Source organism: Streptosporangium sp. NPDC049376, from assembly GCF_044466505.1.
Lineage (GTDB): Bacteria > Actinomycetota > Actinomycetes > Streptosporangiales > Streptosporangiaceae > Streptosporangium.
In genome coordinates this window covers 156712-180785 of sequence record NZ_JBITMT010000001.1, presented here as the reverse complement: position 1 = coordinate 180785, position 24074 = coordinate 156712, and the positions used below count along the sequence as shown (strand labels likewise).

The 24074-nt window shown below is 70.7% G+C and carries 21 protein-coding genes; 10 read left to right on the top strand and 11 right to left on the bottom strand.

Annotated elements, in window-relative coordinates; genetic code table 11:
* Positions 1-6: 6 nt before the first annotated feature.
* Positions 7-882 (bottom strand): NAD(P)-dependent oxidoreductase, encoded by an 876-nt coding sequence (locus ACIBVQ_RS00740; RefSeq protein ID WP_399174806.1) that lies wholly within the window; start codon positions 880-882, stop codon positions 7-9.
* Between the two features lie 96 nt (positions 883-978).
* Between ACIBVQ_RS00740 and ACIBVQ_RS00735 the strand changes: the two genes are divergently transcribed.
* On the top strand, positions 979-1335 hold the full coding sequence (locus tag ACIBVQ_RS00735) for a helix-turn-helix domain-containing protein (protein WP_362774507.1): 357 nt from the start codon (positions 979-981) through the stop codon (positions 1333-1335).
* 66 nt (positions 1336-1401) lie between these two features.
* Here ACIBVQ_RS00735 and aspS read toward each other — a convergent pair whose 3' ends face one another.
* A complete protein-coding gene (aspS, locus tag ACIBVQ_RS00730) occupies positions 1402-2715 on the bottom strand; it encodes an aspartate--tRNA(Asn) ligase (RefSeq protein ID WP_399174804.1) in 1314 nt (437 codons plus the stop codon).
* Positions 2716-3088: 373 nt separating this feature from the next.
* On the opposite strand from aspS, the gene ACIBVQ_RS00725 reads away from it, so the two are divergent.
* The 7 genes from ACIBVQ_RS00725 (at position 3089) to ACIBVQ_RS00695 (ending at position 9105) form a co-directional block, all read left to right on the top strand.
* A complete protein-coding gene (locus ACIBVQ_RS00725; protein ID WP_399174801.1) occupies positions 3089-3307 on the top strand; it encodes a hypothetical protein in 219 nt (72 codons plus the stop codon).
* 2 nt (positions 3308-3309) lie between these two features.
* A complete protein-coding gene (ccmA, locus tag ACIBVQ_RS00720) occupies positions 3310-3933 on the top strand; it encodes a heme ABC exporter ATP-binding protein CcmA (RefSeq protein ID WP_399174799.1) in 624 nt (207 codons plus the stop codon).
* On the top strand, positions 3930-5417 hold the full coding sequence (locus tag ACIBVQ_RS00715) for a DUF6297 family protein (RefSeq protein WP_399174797.1): 1488 nt from the start codon (positions 3930-3932) through the stop codon (positions 5415-5417). Before ccmA ends, ACIBVQ_RS00715 begins: the two co-directional genes overlap by 4 nt.
* A gap of 28 nt (positions 5418-5445) precedes the next feature.
* A complete protein-coding gene (locus tag ACIBVQ_RS00710; RefSeq protein ID WP_399174795.1) occupies positions 5446-6819 on the top strand; it encodes an MFS transporter in 1374 nt (457 codons plus the stop codon).
* Between the two features lie 55 nt (positions 6820-6874).
* On the top strand, positions 6875-7696 hold the full coding sequence (locus tag ACIBVQ_RS00705; protein ID WP_399174793.1) for an aminoglycoside 3'-phosphotransferase: 822 nt from the start codon (positions 6875-6877) through the stop codon (positions 7694-7696).
* A 164-nt stretch (positions 7697-7860) separates the two neighbouring features.
* Positions 7861-8325, top strand: a complete 465-nt coding sequence (locus ACIBVQ_RS00700) for a hypothetical protein (RefSeq protein WP_399174790.1) — start codon at positions 7861-7863, stop codon at positions 8323-8325.
* Positions 8326-8775: 450 nt separating this feature from the next.
* Complete coding sequence (locus ACIBVQ_RS00695; protein ID WP_352008522.1) at positions 8776-9105, top strand: hypothetical protein; 330 nt, start codon at positions 8776-8778, stop codon at positions 9103-9105.
* Between the two features lie 19 nt (positions 9106-9124).
* Here ACIBVQ_RS00695 and ACIBVQ_RS00690 read toward each other — a convergent pair whose 3' ends face one another.
* A complete protein-coding gene (locus ACIBVQ_RS00690; protein WP_399174789.1) occupies positions 9125-10246 on the bottom strand; it encodes an FAD-dependent oxidoreductase in 1122 nt (373 codons plus the stop codon).
* A gap of 62 nt (positions 10247-10308) precedes the next feature.
* Between ACIBVQ_RS00690 and ACIBVQ_RS00685 the strand changes: the two genes are divergently transcribed.
* Positions 10309-10761 (top strand): MarR family transcriptional regulator, encoded by a 453-nt coding sequence (locus ACIBVQ_RS00685; protein ID WP_362910882.1) that lies wholly within the window; start codon positions 10309-10311, stop codon positions 10759-10761.
* 13 nt (positions 10762-10774) lie between these two features.
* Here ACIBVQ_RS00685 and ACIBVQ_RS00680 read toward each other — a convergent pair whose 3' ends face one another.
* Positions 10775-11491, bottom strand: a complete 717-nt coding sequence (locus tag ACIBVQ_RS00680; RefSeq protein ID WP_399174786.1) for a GntR family transcriptional regulator — start codon at positions 11489-11491, stop codon at positions 10775-10777.
* Positions 11492-12005: 514 nt separating this feature from the next.
* Between ACIBVQ_RS00680 and ACIBVQ_RS00675 the strand changes: the two genes are divergently transcribed.
* On the top strand, positions 12006-12230 hold the full coding sequence (locus ACIBVQ_RS00675; protein WP_352008516.1) for a hypothetical protein: 225 nt from the start codon (positions 12006-12008) through the stop codon (positions 12228-12230).
* A 362-nt stretch (positions 12231-12592) separates the two neighbouring features.
* On the opposite strand, the gene ACIBVQ_RS00670 is transcribed toward ACIBVQ_RS00675, so the two are convergent.
* From ACIBVQ_RS00670 to ACIBVQ_RS00640, 7 genes are read right to left on the bottom strand one after another with little or no spacing between them, the layout of a single operon-like run.
* A complete protein-coding gene (locus ACIBVQ_RS00670) occupies positions 12593-18016 on the bottom strand; it encodes an amino acid adenylation domain-containing protein (RefSeq protein ID WP_399174784.1) in 5424 nt (1807 codons plus the stop codon).
* Positions 18013-19230: a 2-oxo acid dehydrogenase subunit E2 gene (locus ACIBVQ_RS00665; RefSeq protein WP_399174782.1), complete on the bottom strand. Its 1218-nt coding sequence runs from the start codon at positions 19228-19230 to the stop codon at positions 18013-18015. The genes ACIBVQ_RS00670 and ACIBVQ_RS00665 overlap by 4 nt, the downstream gene beginning before the upstream one ends.
* Positions 19223-20197 carry an alpha-ketoacid dehydrogenase subunit beta gene (locus tag ACIBVQ_RS00660; RefSeq protein WP_399174780.1) on the bottom strand — a complete coding sequence of 325 codons (975 nt, stop codon included), beginning with the start codon at positions 20195-20197 and terminating at the stop codon, positions 19223-19225. Before ACIBVQ_RS00660 ends, ACIBVQ_RS00665 begins: the two co-directional genes overlap by 8 nt.
* Positions 20194-21129, bottom strand: a complete 936-nt coding sequence (locus ACIBVQ_RS00655) for a thiamine pyrophosphate-dependent dehydrogenase E1 component subunit alpha (RefSeq protein ID WP_352008512.1) — start codon at positions 21127-21129, stop codon at positions 20194-20196. Before ACIBVQ_RS00655 ends, ACIBVQ_RS00660 begins: the two co-directional genes overlap by 4 nt.
* Positions 21122-21352 carry a phosphopantetheine-binding protein gene (locus tag ACIBVQ_RS00650; protein ID WP_352008511.1) on the bottom strand — a complete coding sequence of 77 codons (231 nt, stop codon included), beginning with the start codon at positions 21350-21352 and terminating at the stop codon, positions 21122-21124. The genes ACIBVQ_RS00655 and ACIBVQ_RS00650 overlap by 8 nt, the downstream gene beginning before the upstream one ends.
* Positions 21331-22572, bottom strand: a complete 1242-nt coding sequence (locus ACIBVQ_RS00645) for a condensation domain-containing protein (RefSeq protein ID WP_399174777.1) — start codon at positions 22570-22572, stop codon at positions 21331-21333. Before ACIBVQ_RS00645 ends, ACIBVQ_RS00650 begins: the two co-directional genes overlap by 22 nt.
* Positions 22569-24017, bottom strand: coding sequence for a class I adenylate-forming enzyme family protein (locus ACIBVQ_RS00640; protein ID WP_399174775.1), 1449 nt, complete (start codon positions 24015-24017; stop codon positions 22569-22571). The genes ACIBVQ_RS00645 and ACIBVQ_RS00640 overlap by 4 nt, the downstream gene beginning before the upstream one ends.
* Between the last annotated feature and the right edge of the window lie 57 nt (positions 24018-24074).

Below are 24074 nucleotides of genomic sequence, written 5' to 3'. Positions count from 1 at the left end.
CCAGGGTCAGCGGAGGAGCAGATCGACCACGCCCGCGGTGCCCTCGTCGCCGTGGCCGTCGGCCAGGCGGCGTTCCATCAGGGTCGTGAACGGGGTGATCAGTTCGGCGCTGATCCCCTGCTCCTCGGCCGTCCGCAGCATCGTCGCGTTGCCCTCGACCATCATGGCGAGGTTGGAGGTCACGTTCCTGGTGTAGTCGCCGCTCTCCAGATGGTCGGCGATGCCGTAGGTGTAGGAGGTCATGGCGGTGAGCCAGGCCACCAGCGTGGGGGCGAACTCCTTCGGCGAGATGTCCTTCTCCCGGCGCAGCAGGGCGAAGGCGTGCGTGACCCCGGCGAACATCCCGGTCATCGCGCTCAGCAGCGCCACGTCCTGCAGCGCGGCGTACCCGGCGTCCTCCCCGGCGTGAACGGGCCGTGCCGGTACGGCCAGCGTGTCCCGGTGCTCGTCGAAGAGGTCGCGGGAACCGCTGTAGAGGATGAAGGCCCCCGACTCCGGGGCGCCGATCATCGGGGGGACCGCCATGACGCCGCCGTCCAGGAAACGGGCGCCGCGTTCGGCGGCCCAGGCGGCGCGGGCGCGTCCCTGCCCGGGGGTGCCGGTGGTGAGGTTGACCAGGTCCTTGCCCGTCAGGTCGGCGCCGTCCAGGGCCTCCCCGACCGAGGCGTCGTCGAGCAGGCAGGTCACCACGAGGCGGTTGGCGGCCACCGCCTCCGCCGCGCTCCCTGCGATCCGCGCGCCCCGCCCGGCGAGCGCCTCGGCCCTGCCCGGGGTACGGTTCCAGACGGTCAGCCGGTGACCGGCGGTCAGCCAGGCCTGGGCCAGCGCGGTGCCCATGGCGCCGAGGCCGAGCAGAGTGAGTCCGGAAGTGTTGTCGTTCATGCCTACTAGGCTGGATCCCGGTCCCCGGAACGATCAAGTACGCACTTCGAAGTGGGTGCTTACCCCGGGGTGAGTGAGCAGGCAGGAGGGCTGGAGATGGCGACCGTACCCAGGCCGGGGGCGTACGTCTGCGGGATCGACGCGGCGATGGACGTGATCGGCGGCAAGTGGAAGGTCCTGATCCTCTGGGCGCTCGACGAACGGCCGTGCCGCTTCGGCGAGTTGCGCAGGCTGGTGCCGGGGGTGACCGAGAAGGTGCTCGCCTCCCACCTGCGCGAGCTTGAGGGGGACGGCATCGTGCACCGTGAGGTGTACGCCGAGGTGCCGCCCAGGGTCGAGTACTCCTTGACCCCGCTGGGCGCCTCGCTCAACGCGGCGCTGGGCCCGCTGGGCGCCTGGGGCAGGGAGCACCTGCTCGGCGGTGCGGAGGAGAGCGCCGAGCGGGCCTCCTGACCAGGCGGCCACGCCGTACGGCCCGGCCCCCACAGGAACCGGGGCGGGCCGTACGGGAGGGAGACGTCAGGGGTTCAGGCGGTGCAGGTCACGGGGGAACAGCGTCGCGCGGCGGACGTTGTCGGCGCCGGTCAGCCTGGCGGTCCACCGTTCGAGCCCCAGGGCGAACCCGCCGTGCGGCGGCATGCCGTGCCGGAAGGCCGACAGATACCCCTCGTACGGCTCGGCGGACTCGCCCTTGGCGGCCAGGACGGCGAGATAGTCCTCGTACCGGTGCAGGCGCTGGCCTCCGGTGACCAGTTCGAGGCCCCGAAAGAGCAGGTCGAAGCTGTTGGAGTACTCCGGCCTGCCCGGCTCGGGATGGGTGTAGAACGGCCGCTTGGCCATCGGGTAGCCGGAGACGAACAGGAACTCGCTGCCGTGCTCGTTCAGCGCCCACTCCGACAGCCAGCGCTCGTGGGCCGGGGCGAGGTCCGGCTCTCCTCTGGGGTCCTCGGCTGTGTGGGCGGCGATGAGCTCCTGCGCCTCGGCGAAGTGGATCTCCGGGATGCGCTCGGGCACCTTGGGCAGCGCGACGTCCAGCAGCGCGCACTCCTCGCCCGCCTGACGCGCGACGGCCTCCGTCATGCCCGCCAGCACCTCGCGCAGCACCGCCATCACGTCCCGGTGGTCGGTGACGAACCCGAGTTCTGCGTCCAGCGAGGTGTACTGGGCCAGGTGCCGCGCGGTGTCGTGCGGCTCGGCCCGGAAGACCGGGCCGGTCTCGTAGACCCGTTCGAAGACCCCGACCATGGCCTGCTTGAAGAACTGCGGAGACTGCGCCAGGTAGGCGGGGGTGCCGAACCAGTCGATCGCGAAGACGTTGGCGCCCGACTCGGTCGCCGAGGCCACCACCTTCGGCGTGTGGATCTCGGTGAAGCCGAGACCGTCGAGCGCCGCCCTGAAGCCCGCGACCGAGGCGGCCGAGATGACGTGCGGCGCGCGCAGCGCCGGGTGGCGCAGCGTGACCGGGGCGTGGTCGAGGATGGTCGGCAGTGTCGCGGGCACCCCGGGCCGGTAGAGGTCGAACGGCGGGGCCTCGGCGGGCCCCGACAGGGCGACGACCTCCGGGGAGGTCAGCTCGACCCCTCCGGGAGCCTGCGGGTTGGCGGTCACGGTCCCGGTGACGCTCAGGACCGTCTCCTCGGGGTGGCCGTCGGCCTCGGCCATGGCCTCGGGGCCGGTGAAGACGGCCTGGGCCAGGCCTGACCGGTCCCGCAGGATGAGGAAGACCACCGATTTCAGGGTCCGTCCCCGGTGCAGCCAGCCCTGGACGGTGACCCGGTCGCCGATTCGCCGTGGAAGCTCGGCGGCCAGGGTACGAGTGGATGTGGAGATCATCACAAACCTCAACTCAGTGAGTGGTGATCCCTTGGGAGTGCGGGCGAGAAGGGAACTCGCGGTGCCACCGCACTTTCGCCGCCGTCACGACGGCCTCGACGGCCCGATCACGGGGGCCGGCCGGCGGGGCATTGGGCGCGCACGCCGTTTCTCCCCGCACTCGGGAGGGTCTTCACCCCCGGGGACAGGTCCGCCTTCGCAGCTTCCGGCGGCTCTCTCCGACCTGTCCGTGCCCGGGGACTACTCGTCTCCGTCAACGCGTTGCCGGAAGGTTACGTTCGCTCCGCCGCCCACCGCAACCGCACGCGCCGCCGGGCCCCGCTCATGGCGGGAGGACACGCCCTAGTCTGTGGGCGTGCCGGAATCACCGATCTTGACGAACCCCCTCCAACGCCAGCCGCACCCGGCCGGGATCGTCGGCGCCCGCAACTGGAGCGTCGACCTGCGAAAACAGCGGTCCGAGCGCACCGGGAGCCGTCCGACCACCCGCGCCCTCTCCTGCCTTCCCGGCGGCGTCGCACCCGGCACGACCTCAGGACCGTGGGCCTGGGCCGGCCCTTCCGGCGTGACCGAAACCGCCCCGGGCTCGTGACCGTGGAGGCGACCCTGACCGCGTGTGACGTGCGGGTGGACCTGGGCGGGCAGGCGGTGCTGCGCGGAGTCGGCCTGACGGCGGGCCCCGGGGAGATCGTGGCCGTCATCGGGGAGAACGGCGCGGGCAAGTCGACGCTGCTGCGCTGCCTGGCCGGACTGGAGATCCCGGCGGACGGCCGGGTCCTGGTGCTGGGCGAACCTCCGGCGGACACCGCGGGATTCTGGCGCGAGGTGGCGCTGGCCGGCGACGAGCCCGCCTGGTATCCGGGGCTGAGTGTCCGGGAGCACCTGGAGCTGGTGGCGACCGTACACGGTGGCGGGCGGATGGACACCGGGACGGCCCTCGCCGCGTTCGATCTTGAGGGCCGCGCCGACCTGCACCCCCTGACCCTGTCGACCGGGCAGCGCCAGCGGGTCTCACTGGCCGCGACACTGGTCAGGCCGAGCCGCCTGCTGCTGCTCGACGAGCCGGAACGCGGCCTTGACGCCGCCTTCCGCGACCGCCTGGCGGACCTCCTGCGTGAGTACGCCGCGCGGGGCGGCGCCGTCGTCATGGCCACCCACGACCTCGCCCTCGCCGAGGCCTGCGGCGCCCGCCTGGTCAGGCTGGAGGCGGCGCGATGAGACGCTGGCAGGACCGGTACACGACGTTGTTCGGCGTCGCCATGGCGCTCGCGGTCCTCGGCAGGCCGGTCGCCTCCGTGCTGGGGAACCTCGTCCACCCGGCCGATCCCCGGCAGGTGGGAGCCGGGCTGGCGCTGGTCACCGTGGCCTACGCGGGCTACCTGGCCGTCGTCAGGGCGGCCGGGCCGGTGGTGCTCGGCGCCGCCGACGCCTCCTGGCGCCTGCTCTCCCCGCTGCCGCGCCGTACCGTCCTGGGCGGGACGGCGCGGACGTTGCTCGTGATCTCGATCCTGGGCGGGCTGGTGCTGGGCACGACGCTGGTCGCCGTGCTCGGCGCCCCCGACCTGCTCCCCCTGCGGCTGGCGGCCGCGCTGGTGATCGGCCTCGGCGCCGGGCTCGGCGGCATGGCGATAGGGGTCCTCGGTCAGGCCTTCCCCACCTGGGACGCCTGGTTGCAGGCCCTGATCGCCCTCACCGTGGCGGTGGCCGTACTGATGGCCGTGTCCGGTCCGGGGCCCGGCCGGGTGGCGGCCGCTCTCCCCGCCGGGGTGGTCGGCGCGGTCGCCTGCTGTACGGCGGCGGTGGCCGCGTTCCTGGTACGGCGGGCCTGGACGGCGCTCGACCGTGTCCCCGCCCGCGCGATCCTGGCCGCCTCCGCCCGGTCGGGAAGGGTGGCCCAGGCGACCGTGACCCTGGACCCGGGCGCGCTGACCTGGTCGGTCGAGGACAACCACTGGCGGGGCCGGGCGCTGCGTTCGCGCCGCTGGCCGGTGCCGGGCGCCTGGGCGCTGGCCTGGCAGGAGGCCCGCCGCGCCGGACGCCGTCCGGTACGGCTCGCGGTGCTGGCCGGTGCCGCCGCGCTGCCCGCCCTGGCCGTGACCGCCGGGTTGTCCCAGGTGGCCGTCGCGCTGACGGCCATGGGCACGCTCGCCGCGGCGGTCTCCGTCACCTCCGGTGCCCGCCGTGACGGTGACAATCCCGCCCTGCTGCGGGCGCTCGCCGTCGGTCCCCGTACCGCGCTGGCCGTACGGGCCCTGCCGCCCGCCCTGTTCGGCGCCTGCTGGCTGGGGGCGGCCCTGGCCGGGCTGAGCGTCTCGGGTGCCCTCGGCACGGGCGCGTGGTGGCCGCTGCTCGGTCCGGCCTGCGGCCCCGTCCTGGCGATCGCGGCGCTGCGGATGGCCAGGAGGCGCCCGATCGACCACTCCATGCCGGTCATCGACACTCCGGGCGGCGCGATTCCCACGGGGCCGCTGCTGTGGGGGCTGACCGGCGTCGACCTCGCCCTGCCCGGTTGCGCGCCCGCCCTGCTGGCCCTGGCCGTACGGCCCGCCGACCCGCTGCCCTTCCTGGTGGCGCAGACACTGACCGGCCTGGCGCTTCTGGGCGGCTACGTCGCGCTGTCTGCAGGCGGTTCCCGGAGGCGGCCCACCCGGAACGGGCGCGCACCGGCGGCGGGTTCGTCCTCGCCCAACCGGAGACCCTGATGGCCGCGCCGCTCCTGGTCGAGCGCCTGTGACGCGGGACTCCGCCTTCTCCTGGCGGTTCGTGGCGCCGTTGTTCACCGGATCGACGATCAACGCGGTCAACACCTCCCTCATCGCGACCGCGCTGGTTCCGGTCGCCGCCGCCGTGCGCGTCCCGGTCGGGCGGACCGCGGTGCTGGTCTCCGCGCTCTATCTGGCGGGCGCCATCGCCCAGCCGACCGGCGGGAAGCTCGCCGAGGAGTTCGGGGCCCGCCGTGTCTTCCTGACCGGCCTGCTGATCGTCCTGGCGGGCGGCGTCGTCGGCGGGACGGGGCGGAGTCTGACCGCCCTGGTCGTGGCCAGGACCCTGATCGGTGTGGGCAGCTCGGCCGTCTACCCCTCGGCGATGCTGCTCGTCCGGCGCCGCGCGGAGGCGGCGGGCCTGACCGCGCCGCCCGGTGGCGTGCTCGGCGGCCTGATGCTCGCCGGTTCCGCCACCGCGGCCCTCGGTCTTCCCATCGGCGGCGTCCTGGCCGACGCCTGGGGCTGGCGGACCACGTTCCTGGTCAACCTGCCCGTGGCGCTCGCGGCCCTGGTCATGGCCCTGCTGTGGATTCCCGCCGACCCGCCGGTCGAGGGGCCGGTGACGCCCCGGCAGCTCGCGGCCCGCGTCGACGTGGCGGGCATCGCCGGGTTCGGCGGGGCGATGGCCGCCCTGCTGGTCTTCCTGATGGAGTTGCCGCGTCCCAACTGGACCGCCCTCTGCCTGGCCGTACTGCTCGGTGCCGGGCTCGTGTGGTGGGAACTGCGGGCGAGCCGTCCCTTCATCGACATGCGCCTGCTGCGCGCCAATCCGGCGCTCACCCGCACCTACCTGCGCTGGGCCGTGGCGTCGCTGTGCGTCTACACCGTCCTGTACGGCCTCACCCAGTGGTTGCAGGCCGAACGCGGCGTCTCCTCAAAGGAGGCGGGCCTGCTCCTGCTGCCCATGAGCGCGCTTCCCGTCCTGATCGTGCAGCCCATCTCACGGCGCAACCTCGTCCGCGCCCCGCTCCTCGTCTCGGCGTTCTGCTGCCTGGCCGCCTCGATCGGGGTCCTCTCGCTGACCAGGGACACCCCGATCCTCTGGGTCGTCGGCATCACGCTCGCCGTCGGGGTCACCCTGGCCGCGACCTCAAGCGCCAACCAGACCACCCTGTACGCCCAGGCTCCGGCCGCCCAGCTCGGCACCGCCTCGGGGCTGCTGCGCACCTCCGGATTCCTCGGTTCGATCGCCTCTACCGCGCTGATCTCCCTCGCCTTCCACACCCAGGTGAACGACGACCGCCTGCACGTCCTCGCCCTGATCATGGTCGCCGCCTCGGTGGCCGGGCTGGCCCTGGTGCTCACGGACCGCGGGCTCACGACCCGGGCCGACATGTGACCGTGACTGAAAACCCTTTGTTCCCGGTACGGCGTGCCTGGAAGCATCACGGCCCATGAGCCTTATCGACATCGACGAGATCCCGACCGGCCCGGTGCCCGTACCCGACGTCATCGCGACACTCGCCGGTGACGACGACATCACCCCGGTGTGGCGCAACGAGCTCGGCGGCCTGACGTTCCGGCTCGACGACGGGCGTGGCGGCGTCAGATACGCCAAGTGGATCGCCGTCGGCACCCCGGAGATCGACCTGGCCGCCGAGGCGGAACGCCTGACCTGGGCGCGACACTGGGTGAACGTCCCTCAGGTCCTCGAACACGGCGACGACGCCGACGGCTCCTGGCTGGTCACGGCGGCGCTCGTCGGCCGTTCCGCGGTGGATGACCGCTGGCGTGACGGCCCGGAGGCCTCCGCGGCCGCGGCGGCCGCGATCGGCCGGGGACTGCGCGTCCTCCACGACGCCCTGCCCGTCGCGGAGTGCCCGTTCGACTGGAGCGTCGAGCGGCGGCTCGCCCGCGCCGACGAGCGCGTCGCCGACGGTGAGGGGCCGCAGGCCTGGTCCCCCGAACACCGCCATCTCGGCCTCGCCGAAGCCCGGGCGATCATCGGTGACCCTCCGCCGATCGACCGGCTGGTCGTCTGCCACGGGGACGCCTGCGCCCCCAACACCCTGGTGCACGACGACGGCACGTTCGCCGCGCACGTCGACCTCGGCTCGCTCGGGGTGGCCGACCGGTGGGCCGACCTCGCGGTCGCGGCCTGGAGCACCGAGTGGAACCACGGCCCCGGCTACGACCACCTGGTGTACGAGGCCTACGGCGTCTCCCCTGACGAGGAGCGCATCGCGTACTACCGCCTGCTGTGGGACCTGGCCTGACCCCTGATGGCGACACGTGAGGGGGCCGTCACGGAAAAGGGCCTTCCTTTCATCGATCCAACGTTGGCAGTAAACCAGCGAAAAATGGCATTTTCCCGACCTATATCGCTCTCCTGCTTCTGATTTGATCGGTGATGAGGTAATCGCCCAAGGATGGAGTGCACGTGTCAGCTATCAAACGCGTCCTGGCAGCGCTGACCCTTGTCGTCGCGGCCCTCGCGGGCCTTGTCAGTCCAGCCGGGGCGGATGTCGCGAGCGTGAAGGGCGTACCGACCGCGGCGAAGGACATAATCCCCTGGCCTGTGGTCAGCCCCGCCCCGGAGGTCTGGGACACGAAGTCCGACTGGAGCCAGCAGCAGGCCACCGACTGGGTCAACAGTTGCGGGCCGGAAAGGCTCTGCACCTGGATCAGGTACAACGCCGGCAACGGCGACAGGTACGTTCTGTTCCGGTTCTACACCTGCGCGGAGTACGCACTGACGAGGTGGGGTGGCACGACGCCCTATTTCAACAACCAGAACGTCCGTGTGGAGCTCCGCGACCAGCAGCACAACCCCATCAGGTACTTCGAGCCCGGAGCCAAGTTCATCACGAACTGGGACCCGGTCTGGTTCATCAAGCTCTGCTGACCCCGGATCGTGCCCGGCCGGACCGGACCCGGTACGGATCCACCGGCGCGTGTACGGCGTGAGCCGCCCGACACAGGACCCCAAACGGAACCCCCGGCCACCGGGGGTTCCGTCATTCTCAGGAAAAAGGCCTCTTTTTCCGCCACGGCCTTTATGGGGGATCGCTCAGCTCGTTGGCCAGGGTGAAACAGCGGAAACGAAATTCTCCTCGCCTTTCGAGCGTCAAGCGCCCGTCCAGAGATTCCGCGTACGACCGGGCGTGAGACCGACTCCCGTTCAATTCCGGAGAAGCGGGAACCCACGGATTCCCGGTAGCGAGCTCCACGGAAGACATAAGAGCCCTTCGGGGCACACCGGACCGTCACTCACGGGACACGGGTGACCATTGACGACTACGGAGAGTTATCGAACGAAGAAACAGTAGCCCCAGGTTCACGGGAGGTGCCTCCTATGAGGCGACAGATCACCAAAGCCGCCGTCTCCACCGCATGCGCCGTCGCGATGCTCGCCGGCGCGGCGCTTCCGGCCTACGCCGCGACAGGTCGCTTCGTCTACCGGCTTCAGGCCGGGCGGCCCAACCTTCTGGTCAATCCACAGAGCCTCAGGTGCATCGGCCTGTCCGCGTTCGGGCAAACCGTCCTGCTCGTGTCCAACGGCACCGACGAGGTCGCGAACATGTACGTCAACCGCAACTGCACGGGAGCACCCATCCCCGTCGCCCCCGGGGAGCGGCGGGACTTCGACGAGCCCATCTCGGCGGTGATGTTCGTCCCCCGCTGACACCCGGGAAGCGGGTAGGTCATCCCGCCAGGGCCGTCAGGCGGTTGCTGAAGCGGGTGAGCATGGTGGTCTGGGAGGTCTCGGGGAACAGGCGGCCGACCGTCGGCGGGATGCGCCAGTTCGCGGGACTGCGCCTGGCAAGCCGGGAGACCAGCGAGACCTTCGGGTAGCGGGCCCGCTCGTAGGCGCGCAGCCGTACCGGAAGGTCTCCACCCTTGGCGAGTTCGCGGCCGAGCACCCACACGTCCTCAAGGGTCTGGTTGGCGCCCTGACCCAGGGTCGGCGGCATGGTGTGGGCGGCGTCGCCGATCAGGGTGACGCGGCCCTGCCCCCAGACGGTCCGGACCTTGTTCCAGTGGTGGCCGAAGAACCCGAGGTCCTCCTCCCGCGCGGCGGCCAGCACCTCGGGGACGGGTGAGGCCCAGTGCCCGAAGCGACGCCTCAACTCGGCCAGCGGTTCCGCGGGCCGTGGGTCGGAGGGCGACCAGCGCACGTCGAACCACCACTGCAGCAGCCCGTCGCCCCCGGGAATCAACCCGCACGCCCCCTCCTTCCCGGTGATCATCAGGTGGAGGTTGGTGTGGGTGAGGTCGATGTCGATCGGGCTGAGCGCCTGCCAGGTGCCGAAGGTCGCCGTACGGACGACCTCCTCGCCCCAGAGCTGCCGCCGTACCGCCGAGTGATGGCCGTCGGCCCCGATGAGCAGGTCTCCGGTGGCGGTCGTGCCGTCGTCGAAGGTCACGGTGACCTCCTCGTCGTCCTGCGTCACGCTCTGGAAGCCCGTCCCGTAGCGGACAAGTCCCTCGGGCAGCCCTTCGGCGAGACGGTCCAGCAGGATGTTCCGGGAGACCGACTTGTTCTCGAACCCGAACCGGGCGGCGGTGTGGACCAGGTCCATGGTGGTGCGCAACCGGCCACCGGAGGTGAGCGCGTCGATCCTGTCGATGCGCCCTCCCACACCGTCCAGGCTGACACCGAGATCGTTCAGTACGGCGACGCCGTTGCTGAACATGGTCAATCCCGCCCCGCCCGTCCGCCTGGCGGCGGCCCGCTCGAAAACCCGCACCCGATGACCGGCGGCCAGCAGGTGACGCGCCACGGCCAGACCGCCCACGCCGGCACCAACGACAAGGATGTCCATATTTCCTCCAAATCGGAGTATCTCCGATATGAAGATATACCAAGCTGGAGTAGGTTGGCTGAGTGGCCCACAAACATCCGGAAGAGGACATCTACCGCGAGTTCCTGATCGCGGTCGTGCAGCACAACGAGGCGGTGGCCAACCGGCTCGGCCTGCAACCGGCCGACGTCGCCGCCGTCATCCTGCTGGAGATGCGCGGCCCCCTCGCCGTCGGAGCCATCGCCGAGGAGCTCGGCCTGCCGTCGGCCTCGACGACCCGGCTGATCGACCGCCTGGAGAAGGCGGGTTACGTACGGCGGGTGCGCGGCGAACGCGACCGCCGTACGGTCACCGTGGAACTGCTCGAAGACGGCCTGGGCGACTACGAGGCCACCCGCGACTCCGCGAGACGCCACCTGGACGCCATCGGCGCGCACTACACACCGGAACAGATCCCCCTGCTGCTGGGCCTGCTGACCCACATAGGCCACGCCTACCGAACCGCTACCCGAGAACTCCGCCGGTCCTCGTCCTGACCCAAAGTGGCAATTACTTTCGGTCGTCCATGGAGACCGACTGACGGTAGGACAGCTCGTAGAGGTGTCCCGGCTTGATGATCACGCTTACCTCCACCGGTCGTTCGTCGGCGGAGTACACCGTGCGGAACTGCCGGAGAACGGGAACCCCCTGCGGGATGTCGAGGGCCTCCGCCTCCTCGGTCGTCGGCGGACGAACCGACAGGCGGTCCACGAACTCACGCTCCGGGTAACCGAGGTCGTGCAGGACCTGCGGTGCGCCTCCCCGGATTTTGCCCCGTCCCGCCAAAGGAGTCCCCGCGGCCAGGCTGACCGGGTAGTAGGACCAGGACAGCTCTACCGGCTCGTCCTGACGAAGTGTCAGCCGGCGCCGCAGCACGGCTCGTTCCTCACCGAGAACGGCGGCGACATCGGCGGGTGCCGTGACCTCGGCGACATCGAGCAGTTTGTATTTGACTCCTCGTTCCGCCGGATCGAAGTACGCGGCGGCGTTCACCGTGAACTGGTGACGATCACGCACGAACACCCCCTTGCCCGTCTCACTGACGAGGTACCCCTCCGCCTTGAGAATGCGCCAGGCGGTCTGCACGGCGGTCGTCGAGACGCCACGCTTGGCGGCCAGCGCCGGAATGGACGGAAGCTGTGCACCAGGTGGAATCTGCCCGGCCATGATCTGAGCACGAAGGTCGGCGGCGATCCGCTCGGACTGGTCTCGGGTATCGGGCTTCACAGCTTCCCTCCGTTGGGATCTCTACAGGAGCGATGAGATCGGCATCGGCGCAAGCGCCCTCGTCCGACAGATCAAGTCACGTCCCCTCATGAGGACGATGAGCTCATCCCCTCACTACGACGCGCATGCGTGCATCTGCGGCCGCCACACAGGTACTTCTCGCACCTTATCGACAAGGAGGCAATGTCTCCACTCTCGAATCTCCTTGTTGCCTTGACGTCAAGGACGTATCATCCTGGCAGGACGAAGGCATGATCCTCCCGACCAGGAAGCTCCCTATGTCCAGCTTTCATATGCCTGTCGAGATTCAGCGAGAACCAGAACTCCACCGAACAACAGCGCCCGGACGCAGCTCGCAGAAAGATCAGTCGCGAACGAACGCACCAGCCCGAGCACCCCCTTGCGGCCTCGAACAACTTGGCCACACCTGCGGGCATCGGCTCGCATCAAGAAGTCCTGTGAGGTCTCGCCTCAGGGACCGGGAAACCAGCACCCGACAACAAGGAGTACCGGCATGGAGAACGTCAACGAGGAGCACGTGCCCCGCGTGTTCGCGCTGGTTCAGGAAGGCTGGGAGGGCGAACAGGCCGAGGTGGTGGCCTACGGGCTGACGTTGCCCTGTGGGCAGGCGGCGACCATCGGGGCCGACGGCCGTGGGCACGGGTTGTGGAACAGCGCGCAGAGCGCCGCCAGGCGGCTGCACTCCGACCTCGTCTGGTTCGGTGACGAGGGCGGGTGAGACGGGCGCGGCGGGGTGGGTGTCCCGGCAAGGGGGTCCGGGGAGAGCCTCACCCCGCCGTGCCTGTCTTCGCCCCGGTGCGGACGGAGCGGGGACGAGTGCGGGTACCCCACACCGCGTCGTCCTCGCCGTCCGCCGGGGCTTCTCCCCGCCGGGCGCTCGGCGGGGAGGACCCGTCGGCCGGTTCCCAGTGGGGAGGTACTTCCGCTGGGAACCGACCGGCGGGAGTCCGGTCGACGACCCGGGTTCCCCGGCACGTGCTCAGAAGTCACGCACCGGAAGGTCGTGTACCGCAGCGGAACACGCCCGAACCCGGTCGAAAAACATCAGAAGAGCAGGAAAGGCATCAGAAGAACAGAGGGTCACACTCCGGTTGGCTGCTTCTTGGCGGTGATGGGGACGACCTCGGCGAGCGACTCCTGGCGCCGCTGGACGGTCTGGAAACCGACCAGGTCGTCGGGGAGCGCGTCCGGCACCTCCTCGTCGAACCTGGCCAGTGTCTTGATCCGCAGTCCGGCCACCGCGATGGCGGCGATGGCGAAGGCGAACAGGACGTACATCAGGCCGACGCCGCGTCCCGGGCCGGTGCCGATCACGGCGCCGAAGGTGTCGGCGAGCGCGCCGCCCGGCATCATCAGCGGGTCGAAGATCGCGCTGCCGTACGGCGCGACCAGGCCGAAGCCGATGGGCAGCGTGGACCACGCGATGAGGGTGTTCAGCGCGATGACCCGGCCGTGGAAGCGCTGCGGCACCTTGACCTGGATGATCGTGGCGTAGACGCCGTTGAGCATGGTCAGCCAGAACGACATCCCGAAGACACCGATGGAGACGATGACGAGGTCGCGCTGGAAGCCGACGACCAGGCAGAAGACCGACAGGATGAGGGTGGAGAGCATCACGCCGCGCAGCCTCTGCCGCCTGGGGCCACCCCAGATCGTCATGGCCAGGCCCGCGATGAAGACGCCCAGGCCGCCGAAGAAGGAGACCCGGCCGACGTCCTCAAGGGTGGCGAAGCCCAGCACCAGCGGGGAGATGAGCAGGAACAGCGGGGACAGGAAGACGTTGAGGAAGGCGAAGAAGAACAGCATCGCGCGGAAGCCCTTGACGCCCCAGGAGAACTTCCAGCCCTCGACCATCTCGGCGAGGAGGGTCTCCCTGCGCTTCCAGGCCATGGTCTTGGGGAAGCGGACGAACAGCAGGACCCCGATGGCGAAGACGTAGGAGGCGACGTCGAGGGCGAGGATGCCCTCCAGGCCGATCACCGCCATCAGGCCGACGGCGACCAGCGGGACGATCAGCTGGGCGGTACCGGTGATCATCTGTACGACGCCGTTGGCGTGACCGAGGAAGCGCTTGGGGACCAGCTGTGGGATCGCCGAGTTGTAGGCGAGGCGTTGGAAGGTGAGCGCGACCGACAGCACCACGAGCAGCGGATATATCTGCCAGACGTCCAGATTGCCGGTCCACAGCAGCACGCCCATGATCAGCTGGGTGCTGAAGGCCCCGATGTCACCGGCGAGCATGATCTTTCGCCGGTCGTAGCGGTCGACGAGGGTGCCCGCGAGCGGGGCGACCAGCATGCCGGGCACCAGCGCCAGCACCGAGAACAGGGCGAACCTGACGAGTGAGCCGGTGTGGATGTAGATCCACAGCGGGATGGCGAACTCGGTCAGGGAAGATCCGACGATCGAGATGAGCTGGCCCGCCGCCACCGCGGCGAAGCGCCGCATGCTCGGCTTCGGCCCGGTCCTCGGCCCGCTCTCCGGTACGGCCTGGCCGTCCGAGGCGGGAGCCGGGGCGCCCTCCGAGCGGTTGGAGACGCCTTCGAGCCACCAGGTGGAGCGTGCCGTACGGCGCAGCTCCTCGGTCTCGCCGGAGGCGATGGCCTTGTGGGTGCCGGTGAGGATGACCGACAGTTCCTCGGCGCGGTACTTGAGGAAGAAGTGGCCCGCCTCGTCGAGCACGACCGCCGCGGTCGAGTCGGTCAGCAGGTGCCACTCGCGGAAGCGTTCCTGGTAGAACTCGGTCGCCGGGTCGCGTTCGCCCGCCACGGAGATGATCGGCGCCTTGAGCGGCTCGACCCCCTCCTCGAACAGGCGGGTGAAGTAGCGTTCGGCCTCCCTGGTGCCCTTGCGCCGGTTGTCGATGACCAGCTTGAGCTCCTCGCGGCCGAGGTCCTCGACGTCGAGACCGGCGGCCTGCAGGGCGTTGGCCCAGACCTGGTCACTGCGGAGCTTGTCGGTCAGGTTCGCCATCCACGCCAGCGCCGACTGCGGCCTGGCGAAGGGGAAGACGCCACCGAGGTAGATGGCGTCGACCTGGCGGCCGGCCGCCTCAAGGCGCCTGGCGATCTCCACGGTCAGCATGACGCCGAGACCGCAGTGGCCGTAGAGCGTCAGCGGGCCCTTGATCCCCTTGAGGATCTCCTCGACACAGCCCTCGGCGACCTCGGCCACCGGGCGGGTCTCCTCGATCAGGCCCATCTCCTGGCCGGGTACCGCGACCGCGTGCAGCGCCCACTTCTTGGGCATCGCGTCGGCCAGCGGCTGGTAGATGGCCGCGCTGCCGCCGCCGTACGGCACACAGACGAGGTTGGAGGTCGTGGCCCTGGCGGGGGTGAGGCGGTGCAGCAGCAGCCGGGGGCCGCTCTCGCCCGCCTCGACGACCTCGGCCAGTTCGCGCACGGTCCGGTACTTGAACAGGTCCAGGATGCTGACCTGGCGCCCGCCTGCGGGGAGAGCCTTCCGCAGGCGGGCCACCACCTGTGCGGCGAGCAGCGAATGTCCGCCCAGGTCGAAGAAGTCGTCCAGCACGCCGACCTGGACCAGGCCGAGCACCGCGGCCCACACCGAGGCGATCGCCTCTTCGATCGGTGTCGCCGGCGGGACGAAACCCGCCTCCTGATCGGGGCGTTCCTCGTCGGGTTCGGGCAGCCTGGCCCGGTCGACCTTGCCGTGCGACTTCAGCGGCAGCTCGTCCAGCCAGACGAAGCGTGCCGGGATCATGTATTCGGGGAGCCGCTCGCCGAGTGAGGCGCGCAGTTCGCCGACGGTCGTCTTCTCTCCCACGAGGTAGGCGACGAGACGGTCCTCGCGCAGGTCCACCACGGCGTGGGCGACACCGGGCTGGTCGGTGAGGACGGACTCGATCTCCGACAGTTCGACGCGGTAGCCGCGGACCTTGACCTGCAGGTCACGGCGGCCGAGGAAGCACAGGTCCCCCGAGGGCAGCCAGCGGCCCAGGTCGCCCGTCTTGTACATGCGGGCGCCGGGCTCGCCGTACGGGTCGGGCAGGAAACGGTCGGCGGTCAGGCCGGGCTGACCGAGGTAGCCGCGGGCGAGCCGGTCGCCGCCGAGGTAGATCTCACCGGTCATGCCGGGCGGGACGAGCCGCAGGTGCTCGTCGAGCACGTAGACCCTGGCGCCGGGCAGCGGCCTGCCGATGGGCAGGTTCAGCGCGCGTTCGGCCTCGTCGGTGACGGCGTGGGTGGAGATGCCGACCGTCGCTTCGGTCGGGCCGTAGTGGTTGACGACCCTGGTGTGCTCGGTCAGCTCGCGGGCCCAGCTCCACTTGGAGGCCTCGCCGCCGAGGACGAGCAGCTTGCGCGGCAGCAGCTCGGCGGGGTTCACGTCGGGATCGGCGAGCAGCGACGCGAGGTGGGAGGGGGTCATCTTGATGTAGTCGGTACGGCCGAGCTGCTCGGCCAGGTCCTCGACCGGCGCCTGCGGGTCGACCAGGTGCAGTTCGCCACCGGTCATCAGCGACAGGTAGAAGATCGTCACACCGAAGTCGAACGACAGCGACTGCAGCAGGGTGTAGACGCCCGCGGGCTCGACGGCGAAGCGTTCCCTGACCCCGGCCAGGTAGTTCAGCACCTGCCGGTGCTGCACGCCGACGCCCTTGGGGCGCCCGGTGGTGCCGGAGGTGTAGATGACGTAGGCCAGGTTGCCCGGGATGACACCGGGGTCGTCGAACGCGGTCTCCTCAAGCGCCTCGGCGTCGAGCAGGACGAGCCGGGGGCCGGCGACCAGGTCGGCCAGGTCCGTGGTGGTGATCACCACGGCGGCCCCGGAGTCCTCAAGCATGTAGGCGAGGCGGTCGCGGGGCTGCTTGGGGTCCAGGGGCACGTAGGCGCCGCCGGACTTCAGCACGCCGAGCAGGGCGGCGGCCACGTCCGCGGACTGGTCGAGCAGCACCCCGACCCTGCTGTCCGGGCCGATGCCGTGCCGGTTGCGCAGGAGCGCGGCGATCCGGCCGGAGCGCTCGTCGAGCTGGGCGTAGGTGTAGGTGTCGTCCTCGTGGGTCACCGCAGGGGCGTCGGGGGTGAGCCCGGCCTGCGCGGTGACGATCTCGTGGAGCAGGTCGTGACCGGTCGGCACGAGGTCGGTGCTCGACCCGAAGCCCAGGACGAGTTCCCGCTCCTGCTCCGACAGCAGCGACAACTCGCCGACCCGGGTGTCCGGGGAGTCGACGATGGAGCTCAGCAGGGTGATGAAGCGGGAGCCGAGCAGTTCGACGGTCTCCGGGTCGAACAGCGCCGTGTTGTAGGTGAAGTTGCCGACCAGGCCGTCGGGGCTCTCGAAGAGGTAGAGGGCCAGGTCGTAGCGGGTGGTCCTGACGGGCATGGAGACGTAGGAGATACGCCCGTCCTCCTCGCCCGCCTTGTAGTTCTGCAGCGCGAAGGTGACCTGCACCAGGGGTGACCTGCTGACGTCGCGGACGACGTTGAGCTCGTTGACGAGCTGGTCGAACGGCAGTTCCTGGTGGGCGAAGGCGTCGAGCGCGGTCTCCTTGGTGCGGGCCAGGAAGTCGGTGAAGGCCGGGTCGTCGGCCAGGTCGGCGCGGAGCACCAGCGTGTTGACGAACATGCCGACGACGTCGTCCAGCTCGGGCAGGCCCCGCCCGGCGACCGGGGAGCCGACCGCGAAGTCCGTCTGTCCGGAGTAGCGCGCCAGCAGCACCTGGAAGGCCGCCATCAACGTCATGTACGGCGTCGCGCCGGAGGACTTGGCCAGTTCGGTCAGGCGCGCGGTGAGGTCGGCGTCGACGGCGAAGTCGAGGGAGGCGCCCTCGTAGCCCTGCTCGGCGGGGCGCGGCCGGTCGGTCGGCAGTTCGATGGCGGGCAGCCCGGCGAGCTTCTCGCGCCAGTGGTCGACCTCGCGGCGGTGGTCGCGTCCGCGCTGCCAGAGGGCGTAGTCGCCGTAGCCGACCTGGGCGGGCTTGAGGGTCTTGCCGTCGTGCAGGGCGAGCAGCTCACGGATGATGAGGTCCACGGACCAGCCGTCGACGACGGTGTGGTGGGCGGCCAGCAGCAGGACGTGGTCGTCGGGGGCGAGCCGTACCAGGAGGGTCCGCAGCAGCGGCCCGGTCTCCAGGTCGAACGGCGTCGCGACCTCGTCGTCGAGGAGTTCGACGGCGGCGTCCAGGTCGGCGGCCTCGGTGACGCGCAGTTCGGCGGGGCGGGGGCCGTCGACGACCAGTTCCGGCGTGCCGTCCTCGGTGGTGAGGAAGCGCATCCGCAGCGCCTCGTGGCGGACGACGATCTCGTCGAGGGCGCGGCGCAGCGCCTCCTCGTCGAGTTCGCCGCGCAGGCGCACCGCGACGGGAACGGTGTAGGTGGTGGTCCCCGGCCGGTACTGCTCAAGGAACCACAGGCGTTCCTGGGCGTGGGACAGGGGTGGGGTGACTGAGGGGTCCCGGGCCGTGATGGTCCGGGACTCCTCCCGGCGCCGGAGCCGCTGGGCGAGCAGTGCCCTTTTGGCGTCCGACAGCGTTGTCTCGGTCATTGCAGCTCCGTCCGGAGGGCGGCCAGGAAGTGTGCGGCGTCCCGGCCGTTGATCAGTCGGTGGTCGTAGGCGAGGCCGATGTTGGCGACGGTCCTCGTCGTCACCGCGCCGTCCTCCCCGAGGACGAGTTCCGGTTGTGGCGAGGTGATCGCGAGCGCACAGACCGTCCCCGGGAAGACAAGGGGGACCGCGAGGACGACGTCGGCGTCGGTGTGGAGGGTGACGGCGATGTTGGCGCCGGTGAGGTCCCTCTCCTTGAAGTCGCCTTCGGCCGCCGCCAGGCGGTAGCGCATCAGCGTGTCGGCGATCTCCTTGAGCGTCCCGGTCTCGCGGACCACCGGGACGTAGAGCCCCTCCCCCATGTCGAAGGTGACGCCGACGCGCGGGGCGTCGGAGAGCCTGGCGCCGTCGCCTTCCACCGCGGCGAAGAACAGCGGGAACTCGGGGTGCAGGGCGGCCACGGCCCGCACGAACAGTTCGGTGAGCCCGACCGGCCTGCGGACCTGCCTGCTGAGGTCCTTGGTGCGCTCCAGGGCGGGGCCGACGTCGAACTTCACGACGGTGTAGGCGGCCGGGATCGTGCTGTGCGAGGTGGTGACGGCCCTGGCGACGGCCCGTTGCACCCGGGAGAGGGTGTGCCGCGCGGCCTCGTCGAGCTCCTCGGGTACGGCCTGCGGGGCGGGCGGTTCCTGGGTGAGGCCGGCGAGGCGTTCCACGTCGGCGCGGCGGATGACGCCGAGGCCGAGGGAGGCGATCTGCTCCGGGGTGATGCCGAGTTCTGCGATGAGGGCGCGGGCGGGGTCGGTGATGACGGGGTCGCGCGGCGCCGGGGCGTCGACGGGAGCGCTGCTGGGGACACTGACGGGAACGGCCGTCGAGGCGGCTGCCGGAACAGCCGCCGGGGCGACCGTGACAACCGCGGGGGCCGCCACGACAGGCGCCGGGACGGCGTCGGGAACGACCTCGGCGGGCGGGGCCTGGGGTTCCTCGGTGATCCTGGCCAGCAGCGTACCGGGGGTGACCCAGGTGTTGAGCGCGGCGCCGTGGTGCAGGTAGCCGGACTCCTCGGCCTCCAGCTCGTCGGCCGCCTTCGAGGTCTCCAGGACCACGACGGGCTCGCCGGCCCTGACCGGCTTGCCGTCCTCGACGAGCCACGCCACGACGAGGTACTCGCTGTCGTTGTTGTTGAGCTTGGGGACGCGGATGTCAGCCACGCAGGGCCTCTCGTACGGCGTGGTGGATCGTGGACTCCCCGGCCAGGACCTCGCTCTCCAGGTGGGCAGCGGTGGGGATGACGCTGTCCCGCGAGTGGACGAGGCGGACGGGGCCGCGCAGGCGGTCCCACACGCGCTCGTGCAGGAGGTGCGCGACCTCGCTGCCCCAGGTGCCGCCCGCCGTGCTCTCCTCGGCGACGAGGACGACGCCGCCCACGTACGGCAGCAGCGCCTCGACGTCCAGCGGGTAGAGGCGGGAGGGGACGAGCAGGCGGCAGGAGATCTCGTCCTGGAGCAGCAGGGTCCGCATCGCGGCCAGTGCCCGGTGCGCCATGCCGCCCGGTGCGATGATCACGCAGTCGGGTCTGCCGTCGGCCTCGGCGATGGCCAGTTCGCCGTCGCGGCGTACCGGGAACATCGGGTCGGTCTGGCCCATCTGCCGGGTGTAGAGAACCTTGTCCTCGAAGAACAGGCAGGGTTCGCCGCGTCCCAGCATCGAGGCGAGGGCCTCACGGTTGTCGTGGAAGGGCGACATCTCGTACAGCGACAGGCCGGGCATGCCGATGAAGTGCTTCTGCATGCTCTGGCTGTGCGTGGGGCCGTACCCCCTGCCGCCGCCGGTGGGGCAGCGCACGATCATCCGCAGTGGCAGGCGGCTGCCGTACATGGAGACCGACTTGCTGGCGAAGTTGCAGATCTGGTCGAAGGCGAGCGCGACGAAGTCACCGAACATGATCTCCGCGACGGCCGTGTTGCCGGTGAGGGCCAGGCCCGCGGCGACGCCGGTCAGGGCGCCCTCGCTGATCGGGGTGCCGATCACCCGTCCCGGGAAGCGCATCGAGAGACCCTTGGTGATCTTGAAGGCTCCGCCGTAGGGGTCGAGGATGTCCTCACCGATCACGTAGGCGGTGGGGTCGTCGTCGAGCAGCCCGTGCAGGGCCTCGTTGAGGTTCTCCCCGACTCTCACGACGTCCCCCGAGAAGACGACGCCTCCCAGCGGGAGGGCGGACGCGCGGCGATCTCCTCCGCGATGGCCTCGACCTGGGCCCTGACCGTTCCGTCGAGCCGGTGGAACTGGTCGGGGTGGTCGTTGGCGTAGCGGACGTACCAGTCGTTGTCCTTGGCCGCCTGCACGGCGTCTGCCGGGCGGATGTCGTCGCCCTTGCTGTGCGGGCCGAGCCGGTGGGTGGCGAACTCGACGATCAGGGGCCTGCCCGCCCGCACCGCGGCGACCGGCGCCTCAAGGGAGGCCCTGATCTCGTTGACGTCGGTGGAGACGACCAGGTGGTGGGTGATGCCGAAGGCCGCCGCCCTGCTCGCCACGCTCCCGGCCATCTGCGCCGTGGTCGGGGTGGACTGGGCGATGCCGTTGTTCTCCACGACGACCATCAGCGGCAGCCGCCAGAGGGCGGCGAGGTTCAGCGCCTCGTAGACGGCGCCCTCCCCCCAGGTGCCGTCGCCGATGTAGACGCAGGCGAGCGTGCCCGGTTCGGCGCGCTTGAGGTGCAGGGCGACACCCGCGGCGACGGGCATGCTCTCGCCCTGGACGCCGGTGGACATGTAGCGGTCGCGGTGGATGTGCTGGCTGCCGCCGACTCCCCCGCAGACCGCGCCCTGCCTGCCCATGATCTCGGCGAGCAGGCCGTGCGGGTCGCGGAACCTGGCCAGGTAGTGGCCGTGGCCCCGGTGGTTGCTGAAGACGTGGTCGTGTTCGCCGAGCAGCGGGGTCAGCGAGACGGGGACGTACTCCTGCCCGAGGCAGGTGTGGGTCGTGCCGTTCAGGTCACCCTTGCCGTACAGCTCCAAGAGCTTCAGTTCGAAGTGCCTGACCAGGAGCAGCAGTTCCAGGTCGTCGTCGCCGAGGCGCGACAGCCTGAGCCGGTCGAGGGTCTCAGTCATCTCCGAGGGACTCCACGATCCCCGAGATGGTCGGGTTGTCGAAGAAGTCGTCAAGGGAGACCTCGACGTCGAGCCGCTTGCGCATCCGGGCGATGATCTGGGTGATGGTCAGCGAGTGGCCGCCCAGGTCGAAGATGTCGTCGTTTTCGTCGATCGGCGAGATGCCCAGGACTTCTTCCCAGATCTCGCGTACCTGGTCGGTCAGGGTGGTGACGGAACCCATCTCTTCTCCAGAGTGTCGTTCAGTAGCGTGTTGATCGTTTTTTCGGGGGCGGAGGTGGCGCGTTCCAGAAGAAGACGCAGGTCGTCGGCCACTTTTCGGGCGTCCGAAACCACCTCTGGGTCATAGCGAAGGCTGACCGTGAGCCCACCGGGGCCGTCGACGCACTGCAGGTGCAGCGCGCCTCTCACCGCGTGGTTGAAGACCGTCCACTCGACCGAGGCGTCGAGACCGGTGAAGACCGGGTCGGCGTCGCGGCGGGTGCGGTAGCTGACGGAGACGGGAACCAGCGCGGCGTGCGGCCGGATGCGGGGCATCGCGCGGACCAGCGGAACCTGACGGAACCGGTAGACCTCGCGCAGCCCCGCGCGTAGTGCGGTCGCGAAGGACCCGAAGTCCTCCTCGACGGAGGGTTCCGAGGAGACAGGCAGTTCGTTGACGAACAGGCCGATGTGGCCCGCCGCCTCCTTCGGCCGGGTGGACAGGTCGACGGCGGTCGTCACCCGGTCGTTGCCGTATCCCCTGAGCAGGACGTGCAGGGCGGCCAGCAACGTCTCGAAGCGGGTCAGCCCGGGGACCGCCGAGGGGGCGGCGGTGAAGCTCAGCTCCCGCCCCTCGCCGGCGCGCCGGGAGCGCAGCGTCCGCCCGAGCAGCACGGTCTCGCCCTGCTCCCGCCAGCGGGACTTCCAGAAGTCCCGCGCCTCGGGCAGCAGGGCGGCGACCCGCTCCCGCTCCAGGGCGCCGTGGTCGAGGGACGCCAGCGGAGTGAGCGGTTCCCCGTTGTACAGGGCCGCCAGGTCACCGGCCAGCACGTCCTTGGAGTGGCCGTCGAAGACCAGGTGGTGGGCGACGAAGACGAGCACGTGACGGCCCGGCCCCGTCTCCAGGAGGGTGAACCTGGCCAGCGGCCCCTTCTCCAGGTCGAAGCCGCGCAGGATCTCCTCCCGTACCGCGGCCTCCACACCCTCGGTCACCCGCAGGCGGCGCACCGGGACGTCAGCGCCGGGGACGAGCCGCAGCCCGCCCTCGGCCTCGGCGGCCACCTGGCCGAGCATGGGGTGGCGTTCGACGAGCGCGGCGCACGCCGCGAGCAGCGCGTCCGCGTCGAGGTCGCCGTCCAGGCCGATCAGCAACGGCATGTGGTAGGCGGTGCCCGCGCCGACGAGCTGCTCGGTCACCCACATCCCCTGCTGGGTGAACGTGACCTCGTGCCCGGCGTTCACGGCACCCGCTCCATGCTCGCGCGCAGGGCGCGCTTGTCGACCTTGCCGCCGTTGTTGCGCGGCAGGGCGTCGAGGGTGGTCACGTGCGCGGGCAGCTCGTGCGGGGCCAGCCTGTCCTTGAGGAAGACGCGCAGCTCCTCGGGGGCGAGCGGGACCTTGGTGGCCATCGCGACGGCGACGACGGTGCCGAGCACGGGGTGCGGCACGCCGAAGGCGGCGGCCTCGACCACGGCGGGGTGCTGGTAGACGGCCTCCTCGACGTGGATCGTGGAGACCTTGTAGGCGCCGGACTTCACGACGTCGCCCTCGCGGTCGACGAGATAGAGGTAGCCCTCGGCGTCGATACGGCCCAGGTCGCCCATCCGTACCCAGCCGTCGCGGAAGGTGGAGCTGTCCGGGTCGCCGTAGTAGGAACGCGGGGCGGCCGGGGAGCGCATCCACACCTCGCCGGTCTCGCCCGGCGGCAGCGGGTGGCCGTCGGCGGTGGCGATCCTGACCCGGCCCCCGGCGATGGCGCGGCCGACGCTGCCCGGCCGCTCGGGGTCGAACATCATGACCGTCTGCGCGGGGGCGGCCTCGGTCGAGGTGTAGTAGTTGGTGATCGTCGCGTTGGGGAAGGCGGCGGTGAGCGCCTCGGCGACGGCGGAGGGCAGCGGCGCGGCGGCCGAGCCGAGCAGCAGCACGCTGGACAGGTCGTGGCGGTCGCCGATCCCGGCGTTGAGCAGTTCGATGGCCATCGCGGGCACCAGGAAGACGGTGCCCGCCCGGTAGGACTCGATCAGCGTCGCGAAGCGGCCCGGGGTGAAGCGCGGCAGCGTCACCACGGCGGGGTGGGCGTCGAGGGCGTTGATCAGCATGGCCTGGCCGGCGTTCGTGCCGATCGGGAAGGCGTGCACCAGGTGGCGCGAGTGCGCGAAGGGGCGTCGCTTCGCGCCGCAGCCGTACGCCAGGTTGGCGTGGGTGGCCGAGACACCCTTGGGACGGCCCGTCGTGCCGGAGGTGTAGAGGATCTGCGCGAGGTCTCCGGGCGCGGGATCGGCGATCTCATAGGACGTTTCCGCACGCAGCTCGTCGGGGGTCGCGCTCCAGCCGACTCCGGGCGCGTCGAGGCCCGCGGCGTGGACGGCGCCGCTCGCCCCGCAGTGCTCCAGCATGAAGCGCAGGTCGGCGGGGGCCAGGCGGTCGGAGAGCGGCACGGCGACCGCTCCGGCCGCGAGCACGCCGCAGAAGGCGGCCGCGTAGTCCGCCCAGTCCGCGTTCCCGAAGACGAGACCGACCCTGTCGCCCCTGCTCACACCCCGGGCTACCAGGCCGTTCGCGATCACGGTCGCCCTCTGGTGCCACTGGAGATAGGTGAGCGGCGCTGAGCCGTGCACGATCAACGCGACCCCGTCCGGGTCGCCTGCGGCCCGGTCTCTGAGCAACTGGGGAACGGTCAGGTTCACCAAGTGAACCTCCCACAAAAGATCGGATGTATGAACCCGGCGCATAAAGAGCGCCCG

Excerpts from the sequence above, each read along its gene's own strand:
- ACIBVQ_RS00650 (WP_352008511.1), bottom strand. The coding sequence starts at position 21,352 with ATGGGTTCCGTCACCACCCTGACCGACCAGGTACGCGAGATCTGGGAA.
- ACIBVQ_RS00740 (WP_399174806.1), bottom strand. The coding sequence starts at position 882 with ATGAACGACAACACTTCCGGACTCACTCTGCTCGGCCTCGGCGCCATG.
- ACIBVQ_RS00715 (WP_399174797.1), top strand. The coding sequence starts at position 3,930 with ATGAGACGCTGGCAGGACCGGTACACGACGTTGTTCGGCGTCGCCATG.
- ACIBVQ_RS00705 (WP_399174793.1), top strand. The coding sequence starts at position 6,875 with ATGAGCCTTATCGACATCGACGAGATCCCGACCGGCCCGGTGCCCGTA.
- ACIBVQ_RS00675 (WP_352008516.1), top strand. The coding sequence starts at position 12,006 with ATGGAGAACGTCAACGAGGAGCACGTGCCCCGCGTGTTCGCGCTGGTT.
- ACIBVQ_RS00655 (WP_352008512.1), bottom strand. The coding sequence starts at position 21,129 with ATGACTGAGACCCTCGACCGGCTCAGGCTGTCGCGCCTCGGCGACGAC.
- ACIBVQ_RS00690 (WP_399174789.1), bottom strand. The coding sequence starts at position 10,246 with ATGGACATCCTTGTCGTTGGTGCCGGCGTGGGCGGTCTGGCCGTGGCG.
- aspS (WP_399174804.1), bottom strand. The coding sequence starts at position 2,715 with ATGATCTCCACATCCACTCGTACCCTGGCCGCCGAGCTTCCACGGCGA.
- ACIBVQ_RS00735 (WP_362774507.1), top strand. The coding sequence starts at position 979 with ATGGCGACCGTACCCAGGCCGGGGGCGTACGTCTGCGGGATCGACGCG.
- ACIBVQ_RS00695 (WP_352008522.1), top strand. The coding sequence starts at position 8,776 with ATGAGGCGACAGATCACCAAAGCCGCCGTCTCCACCGCATGCGCCGTC.
- ACIBVQ_RS00670 (WP_399174784.1), bottom strand. The coding sequence starts at position 18,016 with ATGACCGAGACAACGCTGTCGGACGCCAAAAGGGCACTGCTCGCCCAG.